Source organism: Actinomadura sp. NPDC049753 (assembly GCF_040674655.1).
Taxonomy (GTDB): Bacteria; Actinomycetota; Actinomycetes; order Streptosporangiales; family Streptosporangiaceae; genus Spirillospora; species Spirillospora verrucosospora.
Genome location: NZ_JBFARL010000244.1, coordinates 1 through 10,865 on the forward strand (window position 1 = coordinate 1; position 10,865 = coordinate 10,865).

The 10,865-nt window shown below is 60.3% G+C and carries 9 protein-coding genes; 4 read left to right on the forward strand and 5 right to left on the reverse strand.

From position 1 onward, the window contains the following. From AB0K37_RS36615 to AB0K37_RS36625, 3 genes are all read left to right on the forward strand, one after another. Nucleotides 1-2,448, forward strand: a 2,448-nt coding sequence (locus tag AB0K37_RS36615) for an N-6 DNA methylase (protein ID WP_363989242.1), incomplete at its 5' end; no start/stop codon positions are given. 27 nt (nucleotides 2,449-2,475) lie between these two features. Next, entirely contained in the window at nucleotides 2,476-3,468 is a 993-nt protein-coding gene (locus AB0K37_RS36620; RefSeq protein ID WP_363989245.1) for an MBL fold metallo-hydrolase, read from the forward strand. A gap of 252 nt (nucleotides 3,469-3,720) precedes the next feature. Next, nucleotides 3,721-4,410, forward strand: coding sequence for a GNAT family N-acetyltransferase (locus tag AB0K37_RS36625; RefSeq protein WP_363989248.1), 690 nt, complete (start codon nucleotides 3,721-3,723; stop codon nucleotides 4,408-4,410). 999 nt (nucleotides 4,411-5,409) lie between these two features. Here the strand turns inward: AB0K37_RS36625 and AB0K37_RS36630 are convergent. From AB0K37_RS36630 to AB0K37_RS36640, 3 genes are all read right to left on the reverse strand, one after another. Then, nucleotides 5,410-5,784, reverse strand: coding sequence for a hypothetical protein (locus tag AB0K37_RS36630; RefSeq protein ID WP_363989250.1), 375 nt, complete (start codon nucleotides 5,782-5,784; stop codon nucleotides 5,410-5,412). Nucleotides 5,785-5,922: 138 nt separating this feature from the next. Continuing rightward, complete coding sequence (locus AB0K37_RS36635; protein ID WP_363989253.1) at nucleotides 5,923-6,219, reverse strand: hypothetical protein; 297 nt, start codon at nucleotides 6,217-6,219, stop codon at nucleotides 5,923-5,925. Nucleotides 6,220-6,534: 315 nt separating this feature from the next. Beyond that, entirely contained in the window at nucleotides 6,535-7,812 is a 1,278-nt protein-coding gene (locus AB0K37_RS36640; protein WP_363989256.1) for a DNA sulfur modification protein DndB, read from the reverse strand. A gap of 476 nt (nucleotides 7,813-8,288) precedes the next feature. Here AB0K37_RS36640 and AB0K37_RS36645 point away from each other — a divergent pair, with 476 nt between their 5' ends. Then, nucleotides 8,289-8,537: a hypothetical protein gene (locus AB0K37_RS36645; protein ID WP_363989259.1), complete on the forward strand. Its 249-nt coding sequence runs from the start codon at nucleotides 8,289-8,291 to the stop codon at nucleotides 8,535-8,537. Between the two features lie 342 nt (nucleotides 8,538-8,879). Here the strand turns inward: AB0K37_RS36645 and AB0K37_RS36650 are convergent, their stop codons facing one another. Together AB0K37_RS36650 and AB0K37_RS36655 are read right to left on the reverse strand one after the other, a co-directional pair. Beyond that, on the reverse strand, nucleotides 8,880-9,272 hold the full coding sequence (locus tag AB0K37_RS36650; protein ID WP_363989262.1) for a hypothetical protein: 393 nt from the start codon (nucleotides 9,270-9,272) through the stop codon (nucleotides 8,880-8,882). 683 nt (nucleotides 9,273-9,955) lie between these two features. Further along, on the reverse strand, nucleotides 9,956-10,865 hold a 910-nt coding region (locus tag AB0K37_RS36655), incomplete at its 5' end, for a phospholipase D-like domain-containing protein (protein WP_363989265.1).

Consider the following 10,865-nt stretch of genomic DNA (forward strand, 5'->3'; position numbering starts at 1 on the left):
GACATGTCAACGGCCGCAGTCGTCGCCGAAATCGTAGACAGCGTCCGTGAGATACGACAACACACGCTCCCCAATGCGGTAGCTCTCGCCGCTCCCGTCGCTCTGGTGGCGCTTCCAGACACCTTGAGTTTGTGGGCAGTGTCAGATGAAGCAAATGCATCTCGTGAACTAGTGACGGCCCCAATCGGTGAAACTGGACCCGTTATTGCGAGACTCGCGGCTCTGGATCCTGAGTCCGTTCGCAAAATCAAGGAAAGTGGAGCACAGACTACTCTATTTCCGCTCGACATCTCCTTGCTAAATAACGCGCGAAGTCGATCGCACCGCCTCCTTGCAGACATCGTGGAGGACGTCGTCGTCAGAGTCAGTGACGCCGTCGATCCCTCACGTGAAGTGCTTTCTCCTCGCTTGGTTATTGGTGCCCTTGCGGCACTTATGTTGCGCGATAAAGATATCGTTTCCCCCAATCTCCAGGGGGGTGCCCTGATTGATGTGGCAGCTGCTCGCTTCTCTGGTTACTTTGACTGGCTAAGTGAGCTCAGTGCCGAGGAGCAAGAGGTATTCGACGAAATCGTTGGCGACCTGAGTAGCAGGGTCAACTTTTCAGCGCTTGAGCCCGCCCTGGTGAGTGACGTTTATGAACAGGTCCTCACAACTAAGGCAACTCGCCGAGAACAGGGCACCTTCTATACGCCGCCAGCTCTAGCGCGCCAAATTATGAAAACAATTCCGGTCGAACATATCCCGGACGGTGAGCGGCATGTCTTGGACCCAGCTTGCGGATCAGGCACGCTACTTCTCGCCGCAGCGGCGCGCTTGAGAGAACTTCAGCCCACCAATATTGATTCCGGCTCGGTGCATCGCTATCTGGTGAACCACCTTCGAGGATACGATCGCGATCATTTCGCAACTGAGATCACAAAACTATCGCTGCTCATGACGGCCCTGCCAATAGGCAATAGCTGGCAGGTGCACACAGGGGATGTCCTAGATGCGCAGCTTTCTAGCGAAAATCGCCCCTCGATCATAGTGAGCAATCCTCCCTGGAGTTACTCCAGAAAAAGAGGACGACGTCAAGAACGAGCCGATGACTTTATTCTTTGGATGCTGGACAATCTAAGAGAAGGTGGAATTCTGTCATGCGTTCTACCTCTAAGTTGGCTAAATTCCGACACGAGTAGAAATACGCGTGAACTCTTGTTGAGTCGCGCTTCGCTGATCGAAGTGTGGCGCCTACCGTCGGAGATTTTTGAGCAGACTTCTTCCGCTATTGCACCGGCGGTAATAGTGGCTCAAAAGAAGGAGAGCTCAAAGGATAGCAGGACCTTTTCTCTCGTAAAGAACGTGAAGGGCAACAACTCAAGCGTCAGTCGCTTTCTGCGCAACGGTCAACCTGATCAGGCCTATATTGTCCAACTGGGCCCAACAGGTGAAGGTATACTTGCTGGACCCGTTTCTCGCCACCTGAGCAAGCGTTCCGATCTAATTTCATTCGAAACTGCCACTATCGTCAGGAACGGCAGACCACAGAAACCTGGCCGGCCAGAGCGTTCCGCTAGCGAGACACCCATCCGTGAGTTGAGTTCGCACCGAGCCCTTCCGGGTTTCGGTGAGGCAGACCCTGACGATTTGCTGCCTGTTAGATTCCCAGAAGACTTCGATAAGACGAGCGCTGGCTCAATCAAGCATGTCTTGCGTAAGAAAGTGCTGGTAACGGCGAAGCGATGGATCAGTGATGATCCTTGGCGTTTGAAAGTCGGATATGACCTGCGTGGCATCGCGGTTCGAGAGAGCTTTCACATCATAGTCCCTAACGATGCTTGGCCTGGCTGGGGCGAACTCTCGGAGGAGCAGCGACTCTATGCGAGCATGGCCGTGCTTGGCTCCGGAATGTGTGCTTGTTGGATTGATGAGCATAACCCAGGACGCAACGTACGAACTGACGTAGTTAAGTCGCTGCCATTTCCAAACACAACGGAAGCTATTGCAGCGTTGGCGCAGGCCGGTGCGTTGATGGTTGAAGCTGTACGGAGAGAAGATTCCAGCGCAATCGCGGCGGCGGGGCAAAAACTAGAAAGAACAGTCGCTGACGTATACAAACTACCCGAAGTGGTGCGCCAGAGCATCGCCGAGAACCTCGCTGGTCACGCTGCGCCAGAGGGAACAGTGCGCTACCCGGCAAAGGGCGATGCCGGGGAAATTGAAACTCTCAGCGAAGAAAGTGTGCCAAGTTACGGGCAAGTCCTTGAAGTGGATGATGAGCGCGGACTGCGAGTATGGGTCTCGGGTGTCACCACTGATAGTGGTAGCTGGGTCGGTATACCTCGCGGCATCTCGGGCTGGTTCTGTCAACCCGACATAGACTTTCAGGTAAGCGGAAGCCTAGATGATCTGACGTCGGCTGACTATCGACTCCATTTCTTTGATTGGGTTTCCGATCCAGGATAAACAACTTATTGAGACGTAGGCGGTGGGATGGCTGGAGCGGTTCTTCCCCCAAGGGCCGGAAATGTACTCGCAGAGGCTTGGTTCGTTGACATCGGGCAGGGTGACTGCACGCTAGTAGTTGATAACGCCAGTAGCCGTGGATTGCTCATTGATTGCCATACAAAAGATGTAAGTACGGTGATCAGGTTTATTCAGGATAACCAGATATCAATTGACACTGCAATCGTAACGCACTGGGATCGAGATCACTATGGTGGCGTGGCTCGAATAGCAGAAGCTCTGCCGCTCCGCAGGGTCCTTTATAACCACGATACTCTTTTTCCTACGGCTGGAAGCGCCATCGGCGTAAGGAGTACGCTGAAACTATTTCTCGGCTTGGAGCGGCTCGGCACTCGATTGAGCGAAGCTAAAGAGGGTGCTGCTGAAGATATTGGCAGCGTGACTTGGAAGCTATTAGCGCCGAGTCATAGCGAGGTCACGCGAGCTGTGGTGGCCGGTAATCGAAACACTGCTAGCGCCGTAGTCCAGGTCAGTGTTGGTGCTGCCAATATCCTGGTCGGGGGTGATGCTGTCGCCGACACGTGGCGACGTTTGCTTTCTAGTGGTCTGGCGCATGCAGATATTGTGAGGTGGTCGCATCACGGAGCAGATCTGGCTGGTGACAGCGACGGGCAGGTGCGGGATCATATTCTTGCCCAGACGGCGCCAGATACGGTGATTATATCGACCGGGTCGTCCAACAGGTACGGGCACCCTTCCAAAGCAGTAGTAGAAGCCGCTTCGGTCAAGGCTCGCGTCATGTGTACCCAGGTCACGCCAGCCTGCTTCGGGCACCTTAGCCAGAGTGGCCAGGTATCTTCCGAAGGCCGCCAGACAGTTGCAAGGCTGCCTTCTCCAGCCTGCGCTGGCACGGTACATGTAGCTATCACCGAAAGTGGGGTGCTCGTTAAGCCGGACCACGAGCAGCTCAGGCGTCGAATCCAACAGTGGCCTGAACCGATGTGTAAGGTCGAGCCTTGAATAGCAACACGTGAGCGGTGACGCAGGCTGAGCGAGTCCGAAGCGGGGGCCTCGCGGCTCCCAGCCCCCCGCGGGCCGGCCGGGCACGCCCGCGCGAAACTGTCTGTCACCCCGTCTCGCCGTTCGCGCGGGCGTACCCACCGGGGCGGCCGTCCGTGTTAATGGCGGTGCCGGCAGAAAGCCCGAAGATACTGGGCAGATCACCTTAATTTTAGCTGCACAAGAACGGCAGCAGCAAGAGAGGAATATTATATGGCTGACGAGAATTCTCCCGTAGCGCCGGAGGTCGAGATGGCATTTCGGGCCGCACATCGTGCGCTAGAAGCTGTCTGTGACGATAGAGTTCTCTCCGAAGAGCGGATGACAATCTCGCAAGTTATCTTCCAATTTCCTGTAGTGGTCGACGAGGCAAACTGTGCCGCCGCTGCTCAGATTGGCCCGCTTATCGGGTGGAGATCTCTTCCGAAGGACGACTGGGAGCCTGTAATAGCGCTGCACGACTTCGATAACGACGTTCACTGCGTCGACGGGATTGAACTCGATCGGAGGTCAGTTGAGGGCCTGGATGACTGGTATGACAGTTCCCTGTACCAAGCCGCCCGCGCTTACAGGCGTGCAGCTGGTTGGGATACCGCCCCTGGGGAAGGGGGAATTTGGTTGCTGATGCTCGCCCCGGATTCGCATTCAGGCGGGGGAGAAGACGAGCGGGTGCATTACAGTGGCAACCTCGTTGGTTTCGTGATAGTGCATGATCGCGATGAAGACGGTATTTACGAGTCCGTAGCGCATATTTGGACGGCTTCAAGTTGGCGGCGCCGTAAAGTTGCGCAACGCTTGCTCGCCGAAGCCCAAAAACGCTTCTCCATTGTTGAGATTGAAGGTCCTTACACGGAGGATGGCTCTGCCTTCCTCAAAGCCTGTCCCATCGACCAGAGCACGTGACCAAGCAGAGACGAGCGTGTTTCACGTACTGGTAGGGGCTTCTCACCGTTCCTTCTGGAACGCGCACAGCGACACTGAACCCGGCTGCACAATCGGTACGTTCGGCAGCTCAGAGCCCGAGGTCATCACCTATCAAGCCGGCGGCAGGGCTGGCACCAACACAGAAGCCTGTCGGAGGTTCTGGCGGTGTGCCTGATGCGGGCCAGAGTTCGCTAGCGCGATGAACAACACACTGGTCATGGCCGTTTGGCGGTGGGACTGTAAATTCGCCGCACTGCCATCTCGTCCGATGGTTGGACGTGCGCGAGGTGAGGCTAACAGCCTTGTCCCGCGCTACGCGGCCACGACCAAGCCGACTCATGAGGATGGGGCAGTAGGTGGAGCGAGCGCTGCTCACGCCGAGCCACCGCAGGTTGGGCATGGCATGCCCTTCCCACGCTGCTGAGCATCGGCAAGCGTGACCTCCTCGGGCTCAAACACTTCGTAGCCCTGGGTCACTGCCGACTTGTGCGGACCGGTGATGCCCGAGCAGTCGGGGCTTGCATGGTGACGGTCGCCTCGTGCGGTGATGTAGACAGTTTCACTCATCGACGACCTCTCTGAGAAGCTCAGGTGTACCTTCGCACCAACCCGCGAATCCTCAGCCCACGGCCGGCCCTGCGGCGGGTCAGATACGCACTATTATCGCTCATCGACGCCATCCAGCGCCGCCAAGTAAGGCAGTACGACCGGCGCGTTCGGCGCCCTCCCGCCCGAGGTCAGCACCGCCGAAGCTGACGACAGTCCTGACGACAACGACCCCTCACGCCGGGCCACAGGGGCAACCGTGAGGCGCCGTCTACCTCAGCGAACGCGGCGCGAGCAGGGTGGTTGCTACTTCGAAAAGCGGAAGGTCGGCGGTTCGACCCCGCCCCTGCCCACCTCTAAGACCAGCAAAAAGGCCCGGAACCCACACACGGTTCCGGGCCTTTTGACGGCACCCCTGGCGGCAACGTCTATCTACTTAGGCAACTTTCCGCTGGGAGATTTTTGTGCCAGCCGCTCCGCCAAGTCTCTGATCCTCTGCCGGTCCTCCCCATCGAGGGCAATCAAGATCGGCTCCAGCTCTCGCACGACCGGTGACACGGTTCGATATGTGATGCCCAGCCACTGTTCAGCCACCATCAAGCCGACTTGATGACTACTCGTCCCGAAGAGTTCGGCAAACCTGCCCAGCTCATGCTCCAAGGGCGGACGAACGAAATGATCGTTAGCTACGTCGTTGAACCATACACACGAGCGAACGCGCTTGGACTTCCGCTCCATCTGCTGGTACGTCATACCGGATGCATGCAATGCCTTCACTTCAAGCGTGAAGGGTCCGAGAATATTCATGGCGAGCAAACTACCTACTTTTTCCGGATCTTGAAGACGGTTTTCGCCACATGGTGACGCCTCAAGACACCTGTCTTGGGGCGTCACCATGCGGCGTCAGCGGAGAGCATCCCCAACTTCCGGAGGGCCGCGCGCTTGTCATCGTTGATTGGAGACGCCGAACCGGGCGCGCAGCGCTTCACTGGTGATCGGCCGCCCGTGTCGGCTTTCGTGTTCGGTGGCGACGCGTCGCGCGAAGTCGACCAGCGGCCCCGCCGCACCGGTCGACGAGGAGGCAGACGGCGGACCGGACGACGCCGCGGAGGACTGGTCGGCGGGACCGGGGACGGGGATGGAGATCTGGCCGTCCTGCTCGTCGCGGTCACCGTCGCGGTCGCGGCGTTCGTTCTGGGCGGTGAGGACGGCGACGGCGGGGTGTTCGTCCTCCCAGACCACCCACGGGGATGACGCCGAGGACGAGCCGGACGAGGCCGGGGCAGTGTCGGGATGGCCGAAGGATTCTGGGACGGGCGAGGTGTGAGCCGCCGCCGAGGCGCCGACCTTTGAGGGCCCCAGCAGCGAGAGCGCTCATCTGACGGCAGGCGGTCCGACCCAGTTGATCGATCTCAAACCAGGGGGCTACGCCTCCCCCTGGACCCCCGCGAGCCGAAGCACTCGTCCGCGCGATTTCGGCTGTCGCACCGTCTCGCCGTTCGCGCGAACGAGCACTTCGAATCCTCGCCGGTCGAGTGTCCCAGCTGCCCAGCTCAATCAGGAGGTGAGCGGCGCCGGGAGCTCGAAGGTCATGATGTCCTCGCCGCGAGCGGTGGCGATGCGCTCGGCGAGCTGGTCGACGTCGCTGGTAGGCATCTGGTTTCCGACGACCAGGTAGGTGAGGAAATCAGCGGCCAGGTTGTAGTTCTCCCTCTTAGTGAGGATGTTGTGCGCCGAGTTGATCAGGACGTCCCGCCAGAGCGGGCTCGTGATCTTCCAGTCGACCTTGTAGGCGCGGGCCACCGCTTCCTTGAGCGTGAGGTTAGGGGCGTGCCTGAGGATCTGGGAGAGCGCCTGGAAGAGCACGATGTGGGTGGCGGGCTTGAAGAGCAGGCCGTGGTTGGCGTCCTTGGCGCGCAGTTCCGGGAGGTTCTTGGTGTTGTCACGGCCGTGCTTGAGCACGGGCATCTCGTCCAGGACGGTCGACCACCATCCCTGGACGTGTTCGTAGCCCTGGTCGAGGAACTCGGTTTCCGGGCGGACATGGGTCTTCTTTTCGTTCAGCTCATCAGCGAGGTCGTAGTACCTGGCCACGATCTGAACAGTTTCGTAGACCGCGCTGAGGGTGGTGAGCTGAACGCTGCGGTCGGTGATGGTGTTGTTCTTGTAGTTGACCAGGGCTTCGCCCTTGTGGTTCTTGCCCGCGAGGGGGCCATCGTCGTCGGCCAGACGACGGGTGATGATCGCGAAGCCGTCGTCCTCGCTGGTGAGGATGTTGTCGCCCCGGCTGGTGGTCTTGGCGTAGCGGTTGACCTTGTTGAAGATCTTCCGGGTGTGCTGGGTGCTGATGTTCGGGACGATGATGACGGTCACTTCGTCGTTGGCGACGTCCTTGACGTACTCGCCGTCGACCGACTTGTTGATGACGACCTCGCGCATCGCGGCGAACCGGTGCTGTCCGTCGAGGAGAACGCGCTCGCCGCTGTTGATCGTGAGGAACCCCAACCCCTGAGCCATTGACGACTTGTAGGCGTTCGGGAGGTTCTTGGCGAGGTCGGTCAGGGACTCGAACACCGGCTCTTCATCCGCATCCAGCAGCAGGATGAGGGCTCCGAAGAAGCGGTCCGGGGACTTGGCGAGGTAGGGCGCGATCTCGGTCCGCACGCGGATATCGTTCAGCTCCCGCTGCAGCCGCTCCGTCAGGCCGCTGGTGGCCCATTCGTCCTTCTCGCTAGCCGGGCGGGCGATCTGGACCAGCTCGAACACCTTCATGGTGGTCACGTAGTAGGGAGTGGACCCCATCTGAGAGCGGATCGCCGTGAGTACAGTGGCCATGATGCCTCCAGGTTGACGCATACAGTCTCTCTGTTTGCGTAAACACCATGGAACCACAGCGGCACTGTTTACGCAAACACGGCTGTTGTGTACGGTTCAAGTCGTGTCTGGGGCGCCGACAGGCGGTGAGGTCAGGCGCGACGCCCTCAGCTCCCTGAGCTCGCTAACGCAGGAGCTAACAACGGCTTTGGAGGGTGCGGGACAGGCTCGGAGCCACGAGCTATCTGTGAGAGTGTCTCAGCAGGTCAGCAGGTCAGCAGGTCAGCAGGTCAGCAGGTCAGCAGGTCAGCAGGTCAGCTGAGACTCGGAATGAATCGCTCGCTGTGTACTGCTGTACAGCAGCGGAGTACCCGCAACGGGTGCTTACGCGGGCTCACGTCGGTGCACGGTGTAGCTGGGGTGGGGGTGGTGAGGTGCAGTGTGCCGGTGGTTCGCATCCAGGTGGTCACGGCGAGCCGAGGAGTTATCGTCGGAGCATGGCCGAGGCCGAGGCGAGCGAGCTTGTCTGGCGGGAACAGGTGCGCCTGCGAATCACTGCCGAGCAGGGTCGAGACACCTTGGCTCGACTCATCGAGTACGACGCCGACCCGTTCGAGGTCGGGTTGTACGAGCTGGCGGCCGACCCGCGGACGCTGCTCATCGACCGCGCCCAAGGGCGCCGCGTCGGGCAGCACGAGCGGCACGTTCGACGGCTGAAAGCGCGAGGTCGAAGGGCCGGACAGTGACGGCAACCTTGACGGCAACCTTGACGGCAACGACGGCCACCAAGCGGCATCACGGGCGCACGTGGGGCCCCGTCTGACCTTGGTCGGCGGGGTGGCCGCAGGGTGGTTGCTACTTCTGAAAAGCAGGCGGTCAATGGCCCAAGCACTAGACCGGTTGAACGGGCCCGAAGCGGGTGCCTCGCGGCCCCCAGCCCCCCGCGGGCCGGAGGGCACGCCCGCGCGAAGCTGTCTGTCACACCGTCTCGCCGTTCGCGCGGGCGTACCCTCCGGAACGATGCGGACCGGCCCTCGGCAGAGGCGAGCGGTCAGGCCGGGTCCCCAAGTGAAGCGTAGGCGTTGTGGTCAGCTCTGCTCGGTATCTTCCGAAGCGTAGGCGGCGATAAAGGCCACCATATCCGCTGCCAGCCACGAAGGAACGGTGGAGGGAGGATACAGGCTGCCTTCCAACTTCTTCTTAAGACTTTTAGCGACCTGTGCCTCATTAGTCATCCCTTGACGCATGTAGGACTTGCCGACCCGTCTCAGGATCCTGGCTGCCTGCACATAAGTCAGGTTGATTTCACCGGCTAGATGGATCGTCCTTACGGGCACCCGTTCGGTAGCCGCTCCAAGCAACTTCAGTGCCTCGTGGACCTGTTCCCGGTTCCACTGATGAAAAGAGACAGGGGCAGCGTCTCTGTGGTTCTCCCAGGCTGCCTCTGCTTGCTCCAGCGTCCGGCTGGCCAACTTGATCAAGTCTGGAGGCACTGGTGGCTCACTTCCGGATACCACTCCCACCCACTTGTTCCCACCACTGTATGCAGGGATCGTTCCTCCAGCCCACCGGATGGCAACCACTGTTGATCCTAACGAGTGTCTACGAGCCATCACTGACCCACAAGGCTTGTCCTTCAACGGCCAACCGTGACGCTGCGCCCTTGATAGTGCAAGCGAGACGTCCAGCGGTTGGGTGACCAGGCCGATCGGACGGAGGTGCCGGCCTCCTCGACGACAAGGAGGGCCTCCAACCCCGCCATGGGCGCGCGTCAGGCACCCGCTGATCTCGGTCGGCGGGCGGTGGCGGGGTGGTTGTACTTCTATCCGGTATGAGTGGCGGGGCTGGATACTCGATGATCTCTAAGGACGAAGCCGCTCCGGACTGGTCGCCATCATGCTGTGCCGAATGCGGGCCGAGATTTATGGGATCAGCAGCGAACTAGCAGGTCAGGGCGATTGGGCGGTGGGACTGTAAATCCGTCGGCTTAGCCTACGCAGGTTCGAACCCTGCACCCGCCACCACCACGTAGAACGGCCCCTGACCAGCTAGAACGCTGTCAGGGGCCGTTCTCGTCGTTTCCCTGTAGCTCCCCACTCCTACCGGCCGCTGCCGGCTGTTCACGGAACAGTCACGGAACACGGCCGGGGCGTCCGAGCGCCCTCTAGTCGACGTCCTCGACCGCGTTGTCGCCCGGACCCGTGTGAGGAGGCACCTTCGGCTTCCACTGCGAGCAGTAGGTGTGGAGCGAGTCGAAACGCCCGGTGTAGGCCGTGTACAGCGTGGCGTTCCGCACGCGGAGGATGTTCTCGTCCTGCTGGCGCAGTGCCTGGACGGTGAGGTTGTGGCTGCCCACGTACAGGCCGGACGACGTGCCCTTACTGATCTGCATGAACTTCTCGTGCATCCACGAGATGTTGTTCACCGGCCCGCAGTACCTGACGCCGCCCTCGATGTAGGAGCTGTACGCGAGCTTGTTGACCGCCGCGTAGATCAGCTCCGCCCCACCGTCCTCATAGGCGATGTCCCCGGAGAGCACTCGGACCGTACAGCCGCGCTTCCCAGCATCGATGAGCGCGTTGGCCACCGCCATCCGGGCGACCCTGACGTTCGCCACGTTGATGACGTCGTCGCTGGCACTGCGCGAGCACCTCGCCGCCTTCACGTCCGCCACGACCGGATCGTTGGACGCACTCGTGCGCGCTTTCCCGGCGGCCTCCCTCCGAGGGAACGTGTAGACCTGATACTTCCCGCCGGACGGCTTGTACACGTGACTCGATCCGTAGTTGTCGAGCCGCCCCGACCTGTTCGCGAGACGGTACATGTCGTCGAAATATCTGCTGTAGAACCTGTACAGCCCGGCGTCCCGCACCGTGATGGCACTTTCGTACGAGGTCCACTCGTGCAGATTGGCGGACGCCACGTAAACGACGTTCCGCGCGACGCCTCCCCCCTTCTTCGCGACCTTGTCGATCGTCATGAACTTGTTGTGCATGCGCGAGTAGTTGTCGCCGACCTTCCGGTTGGCGGCGCATCCGCGAGTGGATATGTAGCGCCCGCTCTGCTTCGGGAAC

Bases quoted from the DNA above. Each gene is read 5' to 3' on its own strand.
- AB0K37_RS36620 (WP_363989245.1), top strand. From the start codon at position 2,476: ATGGCTGGAGCGGTTCTTCCCCCAAGGGCCGGAAATGTACTCGCAGAG.
- AB0K37_RS36625 (WP_363989248.1), top strand. From the start codon at position 3,721: ATGGCTGACGAGAATTCTCCCGTAGCGCCGGAGGTCGAGATGGCATTT.
- AB0K37_RS36630 (WP_363989250.1), bottom strand. From the start codon at position 5,784: ATGAATATTCTCGGACCCTTCACGCTTGAAGTGAAGGCATTGCATGCA.
- AB0K37_RS36640 (WP_363989256.1), bottom strand. From the start codon at position 7,812: ATGGCCACTGTACTCACGGCGATCCGCTCTCAGATGGGGTCCACTCCC.
- AB0K37_RS36645 (WP_363989259.1), top strand. From the start codon at position 8,289: ATGGCCGAGGCCGAGGCGAGCGAGCTTGTCTGGCGGGAACAGGTGCGC.